The organism is Aerosakkonema sp. BLCC-F183, from assembly GCF_041929145.1.
In the GTDB taxonomy this organism is placed as follows: domain Bacteria; phylum Cyanobacteriota; class Cyanobacteriia; order Cyanobacteriales; family Aerosakkonemataceae; genus Aerosakkonema.
Window position 1 is genome coordinate 65,136 of the sequence record NZ_JBHFNU010000044.1, and the last position, 19,511, is coordinate 84,646.

Here is a 19,511-nt window from a genome sequence, read left to right on the forward strand (position 1 = left end):
AAAAATTTGCGATTGCCCTGACAAATCCGTCAGCCATCCCCGGCCAGCAGGCTACTGTTGTGCGGTAGGAAAAGCACCGGGTCGCACCGTTAAATTAACGTTTTGACCGTTCCGACGCACTTGTAGTTGCAGATTGCTGCCGACACGACTATCTTCTACTGTCTGCTGTACAGTTTTGGCGTCGGCGGCAGTTCGATCGCCAATTTTCTGGATCACATCACCGGCACGCAATCCCGCTTTGGCAGCCGGAGAGTTTGGCATCACTTTCACGACCAAAACACCATTATCTTCATCCACAGTCAAACCGCTGTTAGGATCGCTGTTAATTCTTTGTTTGATTTCCGGAGTAAGATCGACCATTTGCACACCCAAGTAAGGATGTTCCACTTTACCGTTGGCAACTAGCCCAGAAGCAATGCGCTGGGCGGTGTTGATCGGAATTGCAAAACCGATGCCTTGGGCACCTTGGATAATCGCCGTATTCATACCCACCACCTCACCGGCGGCGTTCAACAGCGGGCCACCGGAGTTACCGGGATTGATAGCGGCATCAGTTTGGATAAAGCTGACTCGCTTATCGGGGACGCCAACTTGACTGCTGGTACGACCTGTGGCGCTAATAATGCCTGTAGTGACGGTATTATCCAAGCCAAGGGGGTTACCGATCGCGATCGCCCATTCTCCTGGTTTCAAATTATCCGAATTTCCCATCCTAATCGCTGGTAAATTGTCAGCTTCTATCTTGACAACAGCCACATCTGTAACCGGATCTGTACCCAAAACTTTGCCCTTGAAAGTGCGACCGTCTTTCAACGTCACCGTTACGGTATCGACACCATCCACCACATGGGCATTAGTTAAAATTTGACCGTCCGAGTTAATAATAAAGCCCGACCCGGTACCCTGTTCCACTCTTTCTCTCGGTACACCCGGTAACTGAGAACCAAAAAACTGACGGAAGAAGGGATCGTCGAAAACAGCCGGCATATCGTTCTTGACTGTTCGCGAGGAATCGATCCTGACCACCGCCGGCCCAACTTTGTCCACCACTTCTGTCACAAAATTGGTATCTGCGGTTATCGGTAATTTCGCCTCCAGCTTTGGCGTCACTGGCACAATAGAAGCCTGGGAAATAGAAGGCTGGGAAGAAGCTTTGTTTTGCGAACCCAGGTAGCTACCTGTAAAGCTGACACTTGCCCCCAGCAGCACTAGGGATAGATAAGTTACTGGCTTTTGCCAGGAAGAATTATAGGACTTAGCAGTCTTGCCATCTGAGAAATTGTATTCTATGTTGTTCGGTTCTCTGGAACCATTACTTAAATAAGATTCTTTTGTTTGCATATCGGTTGCCCGCCGCCACAAGGTTAATTTTTCACACTTCTGAATATATAAATTCGCTGTGACGTTCCTGTGACAGGATGATTACTTCAATGTGAAAATTAGCGTGGGTGCATTCGCTCGATCGCATTCCCTCTTACAAAAAAAGGACAAACACCTAAAATTGCCATGAAAAAATTCCAGAAGCGCCCGCCAGCCTTATTAGCCATTGTTGTTTACAAAGCGATTACTTCCTTATTGCTGGCTGTAACTTCGATCGCTTTACTGTTAACGTTTAAAAACTATGATAACTTGGTTGATTTTTCCCAGTCTTATGTTTGGGCAGACAGATTGCCAACCGTCGAATGGTTGTTGAATCTGCCTCCTAAAACTATAGAATTCAGCAGTCTTGCCGCTGGAATTTATGCAGTTGTGACCGCAATTGAAGCCTTCGGTTTATGGGCTCAGAAAACTTGGGCGAAAATTTTAGTATTGGTGCTTGTCGGCCTTAGCATTCCAGCCGAAATTTTTGAACTATTTAAAGGAATATCGCCCCTGAAGTTGATAGTTTTTCTTATAAATGTAGCAGTATTTTGGTACTTGCTGCGCCATACACAATCTAAATGATCGAGGCTTTCAGCGCGGCTCGATCATTTGGTTGAAAACTTTGATTATGACGACTTACGCTGCGATCGCTCTCACAAATAAACGCGATCGCCATCAATTTTTTTACCTTGTCCCTCTATTCCGTCATCCCGACGCCCTAACCCCGACGCCTTAGTTTCTATCTTACTTGCCTATTTCCTAAATTTATATCAAACTGATATAATTGTCATTAACTTTTCTTCATAAATCATCGCGATCGAAAATCGATATGTGGTGCTGCCAGCCCTGGCGTCAGGTAGGTGGCAAAGGCTCCAGAGAGCAGTTTCGGTATCCTTCCTGGGAATTTGGTTAGGGCTGTTTGTAAAAGTGGTTCTAAGTTAAAAAGTTTTTGCCCTAGAGAGGGATAGATAGCAGTGGCGCAAAAATCCTTACCAGAACAAGAAAAATACGAACTCAATGGCAAGGGAACTCCCCTGAGTTCCGGACTAGAAAAACAGGAAGTCGATCTCGCGATCGCAGATAGCCCTACTACTGCTGAGATAAAGCCAGAAATCTTATCCCAGGAGGAAGAGGAATTCGAGCAAGACTTACCTCCCAGTGAAAGGAAACGCAGAAGCAAAGGAGGATGGCTTACCCCTGCTGTGCTGGGGATGGGAGTCGGTGCAGCCGTAGCGGTAGGAGTAATGCACTCTCAATCAAACCAAAACAGCCAAAAACCCGCCTCAGCACCGGCACCCTCAGCAGCAGCCCCAGCACCACCAGCAAGCATGACCGTTACCGTCGCGTCGGTAGAAACGACTCCCGTAGCCAACACCGTCACCGCCACAGGTACAGTTGCGGCATACAATCTTCTGCCAGTATTACCCCAGGCCAGCGGCTTGCAAATCAAGCAAGTCTCGATCGAAGAAGGGCGACCCGTGAAAGTAGGTCAAATTATGGCCGTACTCGATAATTCCGTGCTGCAAACGCAACTGAGTTCCACGCAAGCACAGCTAGAAGCATCACTAGCCGCAGTGCAGCAAAAACAAGCAGGTTTGGCACAAGCACAAGCAGAGCTAGCTAGGGCACAAGCGACTTTAGCACAAGCGCAAGCCGATCGCGGTAGGGCAGAAGCCAACTTAGCCGACGCCAAGAGCAAGCAAGCAGACGCCGACAGAACTCGTAAGCGGTACGAATACTTAGCCGAGCAAGGCGCAATCAGCCGTGAAGTTTTAGAAAGCCGCGTTACCAGCGCGACATCGGCGGGAGAAGCAGTGCGAGTTGCCCAAGCCGGAATTAGCAGCGCCGATGCCAATATTACCAGTGCCAAAGCCAGTATCGGCAGCGCCCAAGCAAATATCAACAGTGCCAAAGCTTTTCTATTGAGCGCTCAAGCCGATGTCCGCAACAGCGAAGCCAAAGTGCGGCAGATCCAAACTCAACTGGGACAAACTCAGGTTGTCGCTCCTGCTAGCGGTATTGTAGTCGCTCCCAGCGCTGACGGTCGTTGCGATGGGAATGCCGCCGCCGGGACAACCGTCGCCAGTCAGTCGATCGCACCCACAGTCGCTCGCGTGGGCGATACCTCTGGAAATAAAGCACTTTTTTGCATTATTCGCAATGGCTACCTGGAACTGCAAGTCAAGATTCCGGAAACCGAGTTAAACAAAGTGCATTTAGGCGCACCAGTCAGCATCAGCAGCGATGCCGATCGAGACATCTGGCGAGGGAGAGTGCGAGAAATTGCGCCCGTAGTCGATCCGCAAACCCGTCAGGCAACTATTAAAGTCGATTTACCTTCTAATGCCCCACTCAAACCGGGAATGTTTCTCAAAGCAGCGATCGCTTCTTCGATGACTCAAGCCCTCTCAGTTCCGGCAACCGCAGTTCAGCGTCAAACTGATGGTAACCCCATTGTTTATTTGTTAGATGGTAACGAAATCGCCCACGTCGAACCAGTGGAAGTGGGTGCAACTTTGGGCGGTAACAAAGGCGATATTTCTGGAGCCAAAACGGAAATCAAAAGCGGTTTGAAATTAGGCGATCGCGTTGTAGTTGCCGGTGCTGGCTATCTTAAAGAAGGTGACAAAGTGCGCGTAGTCGATCGAATAGAGGAGCGGGGTCGCGGGGTCGCGGGAGAGCGGGGGAGTGGGGGAGTGGGGTCGCGGGGGAGCGGGGGAGCAGGAGAGCGGGGTCGCGGGGGAGCGGGAGAGCGGGGGAGCTAAAAGTCAATCATTCGTAGGGGCGGGTGAGAGTCAATCACTCCCGATCGCAAGTCTAGGGTTTGTACAAAACCCGCCCGTACAAAGTCAAAATTCCTCTTCTTCTCTCTCCCTCTTCCCCGACGCCCTAACCCCTAACAGCCAATCCAAAATCCAAAATCCAAAATCCTTGCATCGGGTGACCGATCTTTATGTCTTTCAACATTTCCGCTTGGTCTATCAAGCAACCGATACCCACAATTGTTTTATTTTTAGTTCTGACAATAGGTGGTTTATTCTCATTTCCAAATTTGGGTATTGACGATTCACCTAACGTCGATATTCCTTCAGTTTCCGTCTCCGTCGCCCAACCGGGAGCCGACCCAGCCGAACTGGAATCCCAAGTTACCAAAAAAGTAGAAGATGCCGTTGCGGGATTGGGCAACATCGATCATATTCTCAGCACTGTCACCGATGGTGCCTCTAGTACAACGATAAATTTTGTTCTGGGAACGAATAGCGATCGCGCTACCAACGATGTGCGTAACGCCGTCGCCCAAATTCGTCAAAGTCTGCCGCAAGACATCAACGACCCCGTAGTCAAACGAGTAGATTTTGTCGGCGGTTCCATCATGTCCTACGCCGTCACCTCCGAACGGCTATCCCCAGAACAGTTAAGCGATTTAATCGACCAAAAAATCAGCCGCGCTATTCTTGCAGTCCCAGGTGTCGGACAAGTGCAGCGCATTGGCGGCGTAGACCGGGAAATTCGCGTAAATTTGAACCCAGACCGCCTGCAATCGCTGGGCATTACCGCCACTCAGGTAAACGACCAGATCCGCAACTTCAATGCGAACTTGCCTGGAGGACGCGCCAACGTAGGCAATTCCGAGCAAACTGTCCGCACCTTGGGTAGCGCACCCAGCGTGGATGACTTGAAAAATTATCAGATCACTCTCCCCAGAGGCGGTTTTGTTCCCCTTTCCAGTTTGGGAGAAGTGACGGATAGTTATGCAGAAGCTCGTCAGGCGGCGCGTTTGGATGGCAAACCAGTGGTTGCTTTTTCCATTCTTCGCAGCACTGGTAGCACCCTTGTCACTGTGGAAGAAGCGGTGCAGAAAGCTGTCAAAGAAATGGAAAAAACCCTGCCGGGGGATGTGAAGCTGAAACTGATCTATACTATGGCCGATCGCATCCGCCAATCTTACGAAGCTTCTGTGGATGCGGTAGTTTTAGGAGCTGTCCTGGCAGTAGTCACCATTTTAGTTTTCTTGCGCGATTGGCGAGCAACGTTAATTACGGCGGTGGCGCTACCCTTATCGGCAATTCCCACTTTTGTCGTGCTGAAGATGTTGAACTACACCCTCAACAGCATGACTTTGCTGGCGCTGGCGTTGGTGGTGGGGATTTTGGTGGATGATGCGATCGTCGAAATTGAGAACATCGAACGCCATATGCAGATGGGCAAAACGCCCTACAAAGCTGCTTTGGATGCTTCCGACGAAATCGGTTTGGCTGTTGTCGCTACTACGATGACGATTGTATCGGTATTTGCGCCTGTGGCGTTTATGGGCGGAATTCCGGGTCAATTTTTTAAACCGTTTGGCGTTACTGTAGCGGTATCGGTTTTATTTTCCCTGTTGGTAGCTCGTACTGTGACGCCGATGATGGCGGCGTATTTGCTCAAAGATAAAAAACATCATCATGACGATAAGCAGCACAAAGACATTCTCTCCTGGGTATATCGTCGGCTGCTGAAGTGGGCGTTAAACAATCGGGTGCTGACGCTGATTATGGCGGTAGCGTTATTTTTTGGCAGTCTTCAGTTAATACCTCATATTCCCACTGGGTTTATCGATCGCGATGATAGCGGACTTTCTAGTGTTTCGATCGAATTGCCTCCCGGTTCTACTTTAGAGCAGACCGATGCAGCTGCCCAGCAAGCCGCGCAAATCTTAAGTACTCATCCGGCTGTAGATACTATCTTGGCAACAATTGGCGCTCCTGCGGTGTCTGGTGGTGCTAGGGGTGGTGGTGGCTCTGGTAGTAGTGGCGTGAATACTGCCAACCTCAACGTTAAACTAAAAGCAGAAGAGGAACGCCCACCCGGTCAACATTCCAAACACATCGGACAAGTGGAATTTGAACAGCAAATGCTGCCGAAATTACAGCAAGTTCCGGGGGTACGGATCGGTTTTAGCCAAGGGCGACTGGGAAGTAAAAAGCAATTGGCAATTTTGCTCAAAAGCGAAGATGGTAACTTGTTGACTCACACCGCAGAAACTCTCGTCCAACAGATGAGTCAAATACCGGGAATTGTGGAAGTTACATCGACTGCAAGTTTAGTGAAACCAGAGATTTTGGTGAAACCAGACCCTCTGCGGGCGGCGGATCAAGGAGTATCGGTGTTGTCGATCGCTCGTACTGCTTCGATCGCTACCATCGGAGATATTGATGCTAATTTAGCTAAGTTCGATTTAGCCGATCGACAAATTCCCATTCGAGTGCAGTTAACTCCTGAATTTCGCAACGATATCGACACGATTAAAAATCTGCAAGTACCCGGTAAAAATAATACTTTAGTACCTTTGATGGCTGTTGCCGATATCAGTCTGGGTAGTGGGCCTTCTCAAATCAATCGGTACGATCGCTCTCGTCAAGTATCTGTAGAAGCTAACTTGGCACCTACTCCGGAAGACCCAACTAAAGCTATTTCTTTAGGAGATGCTCTCAAGAAAGTCAACCAGCAAACCATACTCAGGCAATTACCCGCAGGCGTCACTCAGGAACCTTTCGGTGATGCCAAAGTGATGAAGGATATTTTTACTGGTTTTGCTTTTGCTCTAGCAACGGCGGTGCTGTTTATCTATGCTGTTTTGGTGTTGCTGTTTAGCAATTTCTTGCACCCGATCGTGATTATGGCGGCGTTACCTTTGTCTATTGGCGGCGCATTACTCGGACTGCTTGTGGGGCAAAGAGCTTTGGGGTTGTACGCGCTGATTGGAGTTGTGTTGCTGATGGGAATTGTGACGAAAAATTCCATTCTTTTGGTGGATTATGCTTTGATGAATGAGAAGGAAGGAAAACCTCTGTATAAGGCAACGTTAGAATCGGGTGTGGCTCGCTTGCGACCGATTTTGATGACGACGATCGCTATGATTGCCGGGATGATGCCGATCGCGCTGGGAATTGGCGCTGGTTCTCAGGTGCGAGCTCCGATGGCGATCGCAGTTGTTGGCGGTTTGATGACTTCCACTTTACTTACCTTAATTGTGATTCCGGTGCTGTTCACTTATATGGAAGGTTTGCAAAAATGGTTCCGTAAGCGCGTGCGTTTCGGTTGAACAGAGAGGGGTGAAAAAAGTCAAAAGTCAAAAAAGGGGTTAGGGGTTAGGGGTTAGGGAAGAGGGAGAGGGAAGAGATTAATTCTTTCGCTCCCCCACTCCCCCACTCCCCCGCTCCCCCACTCCCCCACTCTCCCACTCCCCCACTCCCCCGCTCCCCCGCTCCCCCGCTCCCCCACTCCCCCACTCCCCCGCTCCCCCCTATTCCCTAGCTATATCAAGCCGAGATTGCTAGTACGGTAGACTCTTGGTGAATTGGAATTTCGATCGCAAACTCCGTCCCCTTTCCCGGCTCTGAAATACACCGCAAACTTCCTCGGTGTTTTTCTACCACAATTTGCCAGCTGATCGATAAGCCAATTCCCGTGCCTTTTCCAGGGGCTTTCGTGGTAAAAAACGGGTTAAATATGCGGCTGCGTACTTCTTCTGTCATCCCTGGCCCATTGTCAGAAATTTGGATAGCTATTTTATTGTTTTCTATTACTTCGGTGCGAATCATAATGTGGTTGGGATGAGCTTGAATTTCTTGTATCGTTCTCTGTTTGTTGTACTCATCTAGGGCATCGATCGCATTAACCAGGATATTCATAAATACCTGATTTATTTCTCCGCATAAACATTCCACTGGTGGCAAGTTAGAAGTATATTCTTTAATTACTTCAATTGCGGGACGTTCGGGCTTAAATTTCAGCCGATTGTGTAAAATCATCAGTGTGCTATCGATGCCTTCGTGGATGTTAACCGCGCTCATCTCATACTCTTCTTGACGGGAGAAGTGGCGTAAAGATAGGACTATTTCACGGATGCGATCGGCTCCGATCTGCATTGATTGCAGTATCTTCGGTAAGTCTTCTTTGAGAAATCCCAAATCTATTTCTTCAGTTTGTTTTTCTATTTCCCCGGACGGATTTGGATAGTTATTTTGATAAAGCTTGATGATATGGAACAAGTCTTTTGTATAGTCGCGAACGTAAGAAATATTTCCATAAATAAAGTTAACTGGATTATTTATTTCATGGGCAACACCGGTTACTAATTGACCTAAAGCCGACATTTTTTCACTTTGAATAAGCTGACTTTGTGCCAGTTTAAGTTCGTGCAGCGATTGCTGCAAAGCTGCTTCGGCAAGTTTGCGATCGGCTATTTCTTGTTCTAGGCGTTCGTTAGTTTGGGAAAGTTCGGCAGTCCGCTCTTTTACTCGCGTTTCCAAATTCTGTGCCAGAGTTTGGAGTTCTGCTTGGGCTTTTTCGCGATCGGCAATCTCTCGGAGCAGTTTTTTAGTCAGATTTCGGATACTCAAATGCGTTTTTACGCGAGCTAAAACCTCTTCATGTTGAAGCGGTTTTGTGATATAATCAACCGCACCTATATTAAACCCTTTCACCTTACTTTCGGTGTCGTCCAGCGCGGTCATAAAAATAACCGGAATATCTTTAGTTGACTCATTCGCTTTCAAGTGTTGGCACGTTTCAAACCCGTCCATTTCCGGCATAATCACATCCAGCAATATCAGATCTGGGGGTGAATATTGCACCTTTTTGATAGCGCTTTGTCCACTGCGAGCCACCCAAACTGTGAAGCCCGATTTTGTCAAAAAATCCACCATCGACCCCAAATTAGTGGGCGTATCATCTACGATTAAAATTATGCCTTGTTCTGAAGCTTCCCCGCTCATTTTCAATCCTCCATAAAATTTTGCACAAATTCTAAAAGTTTTTCTTCCTCAAACTCTTTAGCTAATTTAATCACCTGGTTAGCAAAGGGCACATATTGTGCGTGAGACACAGCCAGTTTTTCAGATCGTTCCTGAATGCTTACGAGTTCCCCCTTCATGGCTAAATCCAAGAGGACAGCAAGTTCTTCAGGAGGAGGAGGTATCATCTTTTGATTTTGTATTTTAGAGTTTGGTTTGGGTAATTCTTCCCTGTCTCCCTTATCCGTAGATACCTTGCCTGAAATTTCTCTAGACTCCTCATAAATCCATTCTAACTCTAAATAACGACCCAGACAATCCAAAAGATCTTCAGCCCGAATAGGTTTGGGAAGAAAAGCATTGCACCCCGCATCGAAGCTTCCCTGCCTTTCGGTATCGAAAACACTGGCAGAAGTAGCAATTATCGGTACATTTTTCAACTCAGTAGTTTTGCGGATCTGCCGAGAGAGTTCAAAGCCATCCATCACAGGCATCACCAAGTCGGTTATGATGCAATCCGGTTGAAAATCATGTAACTTATTCAGACAATCTTGACCGTCGCTTGCTTCCATAATTGTAAAGCCAACTGGCGTTAGCAGATTAACCAGGACAGAGCGATTTTGCCATTTGTCATCTACTACGATAATTTTGCGTTTCTCACCCAGGAATCCTGCGATGATTTTTTCGGATGAGTGTCGCTTGTCTGCCCATTCTTCAACTACAGGCAAATCCAAATCGAACCAGAAAACACTTCCCTGTCCGAGGGTACTCTTGACTTTTATTTCCGAACCCATCATGTTTACTAATTGGCGACTTATTGCCAATCCCAAACCAGTTCCTTCTGTTTGACGAGAGCAATCGCCCACCTGCTCGAACGGCAAAAATATCTTCGTCAATTCATCGGGTGTCATACCAATGCCAGTGTCTTCGACTTGGAAACGGATTTTTGCCATTAGTTCTCGGTCATCATCGCTAATGGCTGATGAATAATAACGAATGACAATTACTTTCAAAGCTACGCCGCCTGCTTCGGTAAACTTAGCTGCATTTCCGAGTAAGTTAATCAGGACTTGACGCAATCGTTTTTCGTCGGCGCAAACAGCAGGAGGAAAATTGGAAAGCGGTTCGTAAATAAAGGAAATTCCTTTTTGGTTAGCGCGGATGCGGCAGATTTCCGCGATGCTTTGCAGAAATTCGGGAAAATGAAACTCTGTTGGGTGCAATTCCATTTTCCGCGCTTCGATTTTCGAGAGGTCTAAAATATCGTTAATCAGAGTCAGCAAGTGTTCGCCGCACTGTTTAATAATACCAATTCCATCTTTTTGCGGAACGGTGAGATTCTTTTCGTGTTTGAGGATTTGGGCATAACCCAAAATACCATTGAGCGGCGTTCGCAGCTCGTGGCTCATGTTGGCGAGGAATTCGCTTTTGGCGCGGCTAGCTGCTTGTGCTGCTTGCTCGGCTTTCTGCCGCTCTTGAATTTCCACTTCCAAGCGTGCATTTTTCTCTTTTAATTCCTGGGTTCGCTCTTCTACTTTGGCTTCCAAAGTGTGATAGAGGCGTGCATTTTCTAGGGCGATCGCACCCTGCGCCGATAACATCCGCAACATTTCCACCCGCTTCGGGGTAAAAGCACCCGCAATCAGATTGTTTTCCAGATAAAGGATCGCAGTTATTTTGCCTTGATAGACGATCGGCGCACACAGCAAAGACTTGGTTTTGTGTTGCGCGATGTAGGGATCTTTGTTAAATATTTCTTCGCGGCTGGCATCATTTAAGATCGCATCTTTTTGCGTTCTGGCAACATAATTAATTACGGAAACGGGTAGTTGCCCACAAGTTGACACTGGCAGAGATTGCAGTACTTGTATCTCATCTTTATTTCCGGCTGCTTCTATAAAAAGTTGACCGTCTTTTGATAAAATGAGCGCACCTGTTTCAGCGCCAGCATTTTCGATCGCAATTTTCATCAACTTGTCGAGCAAGTTAGCGAGAACGATTTCGCCGGATATGGCTTGCGAAGCTTTCATCACCGTTGCCAAATCCAGAGCTTGCGTCTGGCTACCCGTAGTAGTTAAGGAGACAATGGTTACTGTGCGATCGAGCGTAGTTTCTGTAACAGGCGATCGTGCTATCAATTGAGGATATCGCAGCTCCAAATCTTCGACTTTCGCTTTCGCACCCCAACGGATATACCCATAGTAGGCATCTGTCATGTAAGTTTTGGCAATCTTCTCTCTACCCAGAGATAGCTGAAATTCTGCCGCCAGTTCATTCGCTAAGGCTTCATCTTGGAGGTATCCGTGCTTTTGCGCTCCAGCGATCGCTCGTTCGTAGTAATCCATTGCTTCCTGCTGACGTCCCAAAACCCCATACTTGACGGCTTCCACCAAATCGTACTTGTGCTGGAAGTTCACCGGAGCATGGTACGCCCAAGTTTTCATGATTTCTTGATTTGCAGCCACTTCCCTTAAGTATTCTTCTTGCTGGCTCGATCGTGCTTGGGGATATAGGGCTAGAAGAGCCAGAGAACTGTGGAAGTTGGAGAGGACATTTTGGATCAATCCGACGCCGTAGCTGGCATATTCTGATACTAATTTGACGTTAGCAACTGCTCCTTCATAGTCTCTAAATAAATAAAGAAGAATTGTTTTCGCCGTATAGTAAAAGAAGAGCAAAGTTCCACTTGTAGACTTCTGGAAGGCTGGCACCATCTCTTCTTCATTAAAACTTTCACCAGTTAACCGATACTTATCGGCGGCTTGACCGAGCAAATTTTTCACCAATTGCTGGTAAATTTTGATGCCAAAAGTATCGTATCTTTGTTTAAATTTGATGGTTATCGCGACATATTTTGCGTGGTCTCGTTCAATTTTTTCTAGTTCTTCTCCACTGAAAAAGATGAGATAGGAATAATTAAGAACGCAATGACAAGCACATTCTAAATCTCCTACTTCCAAGCCACTGTGCAGCGCATCCCTCAAAGGCTCTAGGCTCTCCCGAATGGGATCTTTCCAGGTTCTGACAACTGCATTAAATATTAACTGGATTTTGCAGTTAAGCGAGTATGCCTCAAATTTTTCTAACAGAACGACAGCCAGTTTGCCAAATCGATATCCAGCCTCTATATCTCTCAATGGCCCGCACAGGAGACCCCCATACCAAACATAGCCGTAAGCAGATTCGGGCGAGTTCCCATACTTGACAGATAACTCGATCGTCGAGAACAGAATTGACGGCATCATTGCCCCATTGCCAATATAAGCTGCGATGACGATACTCGTTAATATCTGCATAGCCGCCAGTTTATCTGGATCGGTCATGGGCGGCAGATCGGCTAAATCCTCAATAATCAGGTCTTGGGGTGGTTCTTGCTCCAGGGAAACGCCCAACATTTCCAAAACTTCAATTCCGGTATCTATGGCTGGTTGCATCCGGTTTTCAGCCATGTGAAACAGAATTTTCAGCTCGTAAACTTTGATTTTTTCGAGGAGGGTTTTAGCTCGCTGGAGAACGATCGCAGATAACTGTTGCGATCGCTCGAAGTTGGTGCTGATGAATTCAGCTTCTACAGCTGCCAGATAAAGACTTAAGGTCAGATCGTATTGGCTCTCCCAGCTATCGGCAGCTAGCAACGCCAAACCCACATTCAAATATTTGGCAGCCGACTCATACGCAGTTGCTGTTTTTGCTTTTTGTCCGGCGATGAGATTGAGAAAAGCCAGTTCGTATTTTTCCTCTTCAGTTGTCAGTAAATCCGTGCCGTAATTCAGTTGGTTGACTAAAGCGAAAATATTTTCTTTTCGTTCTTCAATAGTTGTATTTTGGAGCAATAGTTGACCGATTTTCAGGTGCGTTTCTTTTTTCCGATCGTCAGGAATCAGAGAATAGGCGGCTTGCTGCACTCGATCGTGCAAAAACTTGTAGTCAACTTTGACATCTGTTAATTGAATACCGCCCGATTCTTCATTATTAAACACAAGTGGAATTTTGTATTCATTGCCTTGAGGCAAAATCAAACCCGCCTGAAGTGCTGACCACAACTGTGCAGCCGTGACTGGGGAGGATGCTTCGTTGACAACGCTCAAGACTTCTAAGTTAAAGGTGTTGCCAATACAAGCTGCCAGTTTTAATACTTTCTGCGTATTTTCTGGCAGTTTGCGAATATTTCTGGCAATCAGTTCGACGACATTTAAATCTGTAATGCCGATCGATTGAATTTGCGCCAAAGACCACTGCCAAGCGCCCGAATATAAGTCATAAGTTAGCAAGTTTTCCTGATAAAGTGTCTTCAGCAGTTGCGTCAAGAAGAAGGGATTCCCCTGAGTTTTATTTAAAAGTAACTCGGATAGCAGCTTGGAACGAACCGATTCATTTAACGTATCGGCGATTAATTCTTCGACGTGAACGAGTTGTAATGGTCCCAGTACGATATTATTTACAGTTGCACCCGCTTGTTGAATTTTTTCAATAGTTTGAATTGTCGGATGGGTCGGAAAAACTTCGTTATCTCGATACGCGCCAATGAGCAATAAATATTGGCTGTCGCTGTCGGTCATCAGCACTTCGATTAATTTCAGTGATGCCGAATCTGCCCACTGCAAGTCATCTAAGAAGACAACTAGCGGGTGTTCTTTGGTTGTAAATACGCCGATAAATTGTTTGAATACCCGACTAAAACGATTTTGCGATTCAGTTGCCCCCAGTTCTGGTACGGGTGGCTGTTTGCCGATAATTAATTCGACTTCGGGAATAACATCAATGATAATTTGTCCGTTAACTCCTAAAGCCGATAATAGTTTTTCTTTCCAAATTTCGATTTGTTCCGAGCTTTCTGTCAGTAATTGCTGAATTAATGACTGGAAAGCTTGAATCAGAGAAACGTAGGGAATATTCCGCTTGAACTGGTCAAATTTCCCGGCAATAAAATATCCCCGTTGGCGAACAATCGGTTTGTGTACTTCATTGACTAAAACTGTTTTACCGATACCGGAATAGCCGGAAACGAGCATTAATTCTGTGGTGCCATTACTAACGCGATCGAATGCTGCCATCAAAATAGCAACTTCCGCTTCGCGACCACACAATTTCTGAGGGATAAGTAACTGACCTGCTTTATCTGCAAGACCGGGGATAAAATCAGAAATTTCTCCGCTTGTTTGCAGTTTCATCAAACAATTTTCCAGGTCGAATTTTAAGCCGTTAGCGCTTTGATAGCGGTCTTCTGCTGTTTTGGCTAATAATTTCATTACGATTTCCGACACGGCTGGCGGAATTTCTGGATTCAACTGGTGAGGTGGCGATGGTATTTTCGCAATATGGCAGTACACTAATTCCAGCGGATCTTCACTTTTAAAAGGCAACTCACCTGTGAGCATTTCATAAAACGTAACGCCCAAAGAATAGAAGTCTGTGCGATAATCGATCGCCCGATTCATTCTTCCTGTTTGTTCTGGCGACATATAGGCAAGCGTGCCTTCTAACAAGTGAGGATGCGAAAGATTTGAGTTTTCTCGCTCCAAACGCGAGGCAATGCTAAAATCTGTTAACTTTACTTGTCCTATTTGAGTATTTATAATAATATTATCGGGTTTAATATCTTTATGTATAATGTTATTTTTGTGGAGTTCCGCCAGTGCAGACGCTAGCTGAATAGCGATAGAGAGAAACGATCGTACTGAGATTTTTTGAGAAACGATCGCGTTTTTGAGGTCTGTGCCCCCAAAATCTTCTAAGATCAGCGCCAAACTGTTTTTATAGTTTTCTAAGCTATAGCTTTTGACTACTCCTTCTATTTCCAACTCGTGGGAAATTTTATATTCATGGCGCAGGCGGGTAATTTCATCTATGGTAGGATACTCAGATTTGAGGGTTTTGACGATCGTTTTTTGGAGGTCGCGTTCTCTCAAAGCGCGATAAATAACCGTACTGATACCTTGATGAATTTCTTCTGTAATTTTGTAACCTGGTAGTGTCGCAATCATTTTCGTTTGGTGAGTGTTCCCATCACATCATTCTTCTTTGCTCTGTGTAAATTGCGATCGCGATCGGCTTCCTACTGGTAGGATTTGTAAAAGTACGAGCGATCGCTATTTTTTTTGCTCAGTTGTCGCTATGGCAGTAGATTTGCTATATCACTATATAGATATTTATCTATGTTTATTTTTACTGATTTGCATGACTCGTAGGTAGCTTTTGAAATGTGTTGCATTATTCAGTATGAACTAAAAAATTAAGTAAATCTTAAGATGCAAAGCAAATTTATAAAAAAACATAAAAATTAGCATCTAAAAAGTACAAGCTTTCGGTTTTAACTTCATTATTTTAATTTTATTCGCATATATAAGACTTTTCTTGCGTTATCTTAAGATTATATGCTAAAATATAATGTTTGGGATTTTTATAGCGATCGTCCACGCTCCTGTTGCTATGAGATCGATCGAAAAGTATTCTTGGCTAGTTGACACAACTATACATATACAAGCAAGGTAGCTAGTTTTTCACACTATTTAATCTAACCGAACTCTCAATTATCAGAATTTACTTATACATATACAGGCAAGCTTGTTAGTTTTCACAATATACTTCTAACGGTATATCCCCAAAGATATAGAATATATGCAGACACAACAATAAAATTTTGCTTCCTTGAAGTTAAGTATTCGCATTAGGCACTAAAGCATTACAATTTTTTAGAAAAAAACCTCATAGATGGGGAGCTTTTTCTCTACTTTTTCACCTTTAAGATCTATCTTATAAAGATGCTCAATTGTGGTGCATCTTTACAGAAACTTAACAAAAATGACAAAAAGCACTGTTAGCGATCGAGACCACACTTGGGAAAATAATCTACCTGATATTTTCGCTGCCAGCGATGCAGACCAATGTGCAACGCTTGTCAGTTACGAGTTGCGTACACCTCTAACTTCTATTCGCGGAGCTTTGAGTCTTTTGCTGAGCGGCAAGCTTGGCACCCTGACAAAGCAGAGTCAGCGTTTACTGGAAATAGCCATCAAAAACACAGACCGCTTAATGCGTTTGACCAGAGCAATTGAGAATGACGAAGAACTCTCGTTAAGCATTCTTACCGCGACAAATCTAGCACTCTACCGATTGGAAAATGACTTGCGACTGGCAATAGAACACAAAGAATTGGAACTTTACTATCAACCCATAGTATGCTTGGAAACTAACAAAATTATTGGCTTTGAAGCGCTGACGCGGTGGCGGCATCCCCAGCGTGGGTTCATTTCTCCCACAGAGTTTATCCCCATAGCAGAAAAAACGCGACTAATTAATCCTTTAGGAATCTGGGCCATAGAGTCAGCTTGTCGCCAGCTTAAGTCTTGGCAGCAGCAATTTCCCAATTACCGACCTTTAACAATGAGTGTCAATCTTTCGAGCATACAATTATCGCAACCCGATTTGGTTGCACAAGTTCAACGGATTTTGCACGAAACTGGGGTAGCGAGTAGTAGCTTACGGCTGGAAATTACAGAAAGCACGATTATGGAAAATCCCACACGAGCGATCGCTACTCTCAAGCAACTGAAATCTTTGGGACTTAAATTATATTTAGATGACTTTGGTACAGGTTATTCCTCATTAAGCTGTTTGCACGAACTACCCATTGATGTATTGAAGATCGATCGCTCCTTCGTCACTCAAAAAAAATGGGATTTGATTTGGACAATTATGATGCTCGCTTACAGTCAGAAATTAGAAGCGATCGCTGAAGGCGTTGAAACAGCAGAACAATTAGCACAACTCAAGTTGTTGGGATGTCAAAAAGCGCAAGGCTACTTCTTCTCTCAACCAGTGAACGCTGAAGCAGCTGAAGCTTTACTGGGTGGAAATTCAATTCATGAATTGACTGTCCATCTGTAGCGTATGATGCGATAAAATCAGTAAATTATCCTCTTGATTCTTTTGTCTTGATTGCTTCACCACTTTTTCACTTTTATAACTTCATTTTTTTATCTACCTTCAACAAAGCGGTTAAAGCTGCACGGGTCGGTTACTATCCTTCCGACAAAAAATAAGGCTTTCGCGATCGCACATTTTCGCGTAACTTTTTAGGCCCCAAGAACAGGAATGACGCTGACTTTGGCAGCGATAACTTGCCTATCTGTCTGGGTTTGAATACTTGGGAAAAAACCTGTCTATCTTCACGGGATTTTCACTATTGGTGCGATACATTGGATATATACGAATTTGCCTTGCGGAATTGTAGGTGGGATTGAGCTAACGAAAAGCAACAAAGCCAAAGTCAGCGTTGAGTTTCGCGATCGCTCTACCCAACCTACAAAATTTCCTGTTTAGGGCTTACCCGAACAGTATTGAGGGATGGGCTTTTTTCGCGCTATTGCTCTTATTGCTTCTTCAGAAGAAGAGTTAGTTGATGATGCTTGTTCCAGTTTTAAAGTCGTTTGTGCCCAGCCAAAAAAAAATCTGCTAAGACTGTTGTGCCAAGTCGATTTCAACACATTCACATAAGTTTGCCTAGCTTAAAAAGCCTGACTGCTTCCACGAGCATCCGGCAGAAGATCGGTTGTGGTTTTGCTATCACCCTTGCAGTGGCTACAGTAGGTACATTGTTTGGAAATATGGTAGATGCCTTTTATAGGGATCGAGCTGTAAAAAAGATAACCTTTGCCAGTCAAGAAGCAAACCGTTTGGCAGACTGGAAAACAACCATCTTGCAAATCCATCTTCACGAGCATCAGTTTGCTTCTCTCGACATGAAACCGGAAAAATTTGAGCAGGATTATCGTGACTTACTTAATAAAGTAAATCATCTCGAAATCCTATTAAATCAAAGTCAATCATATTTAAAATATTTAGAAGCATCAAATATAAATGTAGAAGATCGAAAAAAATATCAACGGTTTAATTATTTTATTATTAAGTACAAACAAAATATATCTAATTATTTGATAGAACTGAAAGCTGTAATGCGGCAGATTCCAGCCTCTAAAATGAGGCCCCATGACAGCCAAAAAGCACAGCAACTTTTCCGGAATTTTATTAATAGCAAACTTGCTCTTGAATTCGATCGAGTCTCAGATGAAGTCGCACAGCTAGCGGGCGACTTCTTCGCCGCAGAAGCCAAATCGCTGGATATTTTTAAACAAGCCAGTAATTTGCACGCGCTCATCCTCATAACTAGCTTACTGATTTCGGCGGCGATCGCATCAGCAGTAGCACTTCGCATCAGTCGGGCGATCGCTCATCCCATCGAATTAACCACCGCCGTCGCCCAACAAGTGACCGAGACAGCTAATTTTAACCTGAGCGCACCCGTAACTACCAACGATGAGATTGGAAAGCTGACAAATTCCCTCAATCAACTGATTCGACGAATTGCTGAGTACACAGAAGAATTAGACCAAACTCAAGCCCAACTAATTCAAACTGAAAAAATGTCGAGTCTCGGCCAAATGGTAGCAGGAATTGCCCACGAAGTCAATAACCCAATTAACTTTATCCACGGCAATCTCGAACATACTAATACTTACGTTCAAGATGTCATAGAATTGATTCGTCTTTACCAACAAGAATACCCCCTGCCGACTGCAAACATTCAAGACCATCTAGAAAAAATCGATTATAAATTTATAGCTGAAGATTTGCCCAAAACCCTCTTATCGATGCAGATCGGTACGCAGCGTATTCGTCACTTAGTCTTATCGCTACGGAACTTCTCGCGACTCGATGAAGCAGATGTGAAAGATGTGGATCTGCATGAAGGTATTGACAACACCCTGCTAATTCTCAATCACCGCGTAAAAACCCAAATAGAAGTCATAAAGCATTACGGTAACTTGCCGTTAATCGAGTGTTATCCCGCTCAGTTGAATCAGGTTTTTATGAATTTGCTGAGTAATGCGATCGACGCATTAGAAAGTATGCCTGATGATTACAACAAACAGATTGCGATCGCCACTGAATTTGTGCCGCCGGATCGAGTGAAGGTAAAGATTTGGGATAATGGAGCGGGAATCGCACCAGAGTTAAAAAATAAAATTTTCGATTTATTTTTCACTACGAAGCCAGTAGGTAAAGGCACTGGCTTAGGACTTTCAATTTGCTATCAAATTATCAAAAAGCATAACGGCTCCATGCAAGTCAATTCTGAAGTTGGTAAAGGAACTGAATTCGCGATATTTCTTCCGGTTCAACAATCTTCTCCCATGCAAAATAATGGTTTGGGATTAAGGCACAGCGTCCTTAACTAGGTTTAATTTAGCCGATCGACTTTGTGCTGGGATGTAGGACTCATATCTCAGCATATTTAATTATGTGTTGTTAGATAAACTTCGCTTCTGTCTTTGGGCATACTTAAGTAATGGAGTTATTGACAAAAGTAAC

General features: G+C 44.9%; 8 protein-coding genes. 5 read left to right on the forward strand and 3 right to left on the reverse strand.

Translation table 11 applies throughout. From position 1 onward, the window contains the following. Nucleotides 1-51: 51 nt before the first annotated feature. Nucleotides 52-1,341 carry an HhoA/HhoB/HtrA family serine endopeptidase gene (locus tag ACE1CD_RS11775; protein ID WP_374824157.1) on the reverse strand — a complete coding sequence of 430 codons (1,290 nt, stop codon included), beginning with the start codon at nt 1,339-1,341 and terminating at the stop codon, nt 52-54. A 165-nt stretch (nt 1,342-1,506) separates the two neighbouring features. Between ACE1CD_RS11775 and ACE1CD_RS11780 the strand changes: the two genes are divergently transcribed. The 3 genes from ACE1CD_RS11780 (at nt 1,507) to ACE1CD_RS11790 (ending at nt 7,447) form a co-directional block, all read left to right on the forward strand. Next, a complete protein-coding gene (locus ACE1CD_RS11780; protein WP_374795998.1) occupies nt 1,507-1,944 on the forward strand; it encodes a DUF2127 domain-containing protein in 438 nt (145 codons plus the stop codon). Nucleotides 1,945-2,336: 392 nt separating this feature from the next. Then, nucleotides 2,337-4,127: an efflux RND transporter periplasmic adaptor subunit gene (locus ACE1CD_RS11785; RefSeq protein WP_374824160.1), complete on the forward strand. Its 1,791-nt coding sequence runs from the start codon at nt 2,337-2,339 to the stop codon at nt 4,125-4,127. A gap of 188 nt (nt 4,128-4,315) precedes the next feature. Further along, nucleotides 4,316-7,447: an efflux RND transporter permease subunit gene (locus ACE1CD_RS11790; RefSeq protein ID WP_374824163.1), complete on the forward strand. Its 3,132-nt coding sequence runs from the start codon at nt 4,316-4,318 to the stop codon at nt 7,445-7,447. 217 nt (nt 7,448-7,664) lie between these two features. Here ACE1CD_RS11790 and ACE1CD_RS11795 read toward each other — a convergent pair whose 3' ends face one another. Both ACE1CD_RS11795 and ACE1CD_RS11800 read right to left on the reverse strand, forming a co-directional pair. Beyond that, on the reverse strand, nt 7,665-9,122 hold the full coding sequence (locus ACE1CD_RS11795) for a response regulator (RefSeq protein ID WP_374824166.1): 1,458 nt from the start codon (nt 9,120-9,122) through the stop codon (nt 7,665-7,667). Nucleotides 9,123-9,124: 2 nt separating this feature from the next. Continuing rightward, on the reverse strand, nt 9,125-15,124 hold the full coding sequence (locus ACE1CD_RS11800) for an AAA family ATPase (protein WP_374824169.1): 6,000 nt from the start codon (nt 15,122-15,124) through the stop codon (nt 9,125-9,127). A gap of 817 nt (nt 15,125-15,941) precedes the next feature. On the opposite strand from ACE1CD_RS11800, the gene ACE1CD_RS11805 reads away from it, so the two are divergent. Together ACE1CD_RS11805 and ACE1CD_RS11810 are read left to right on the forward strand one after the other, a co-directional pair. After that, nucleotides 15,942-17,027 (forward strand): EAL domain-containing protein, encoded by a 1,086-nt coding sequence (locus tag ACE1CD_RS11805; RefSeq protein WP_374824172.1) that lies wholly within the window; start codon nt 15,942-15,944, stop codon nt 17,025-17,027. 611 nt (nt 17,028-17,638) lie between these two features. Next, on the forward strand, nt 17,639-19,378 hold the full coding sequence (locus ACE1CD_RS11810; protein ID WP_374824174.1) for a sensor histidine kinase: 1,740 nt from the start codon (nt 17,639-17,641) through the stop codon (nt 19,376-19,378). The last annotated feature ends 133 nt before the right edge of the window (nt 19,379-19,511 follow it).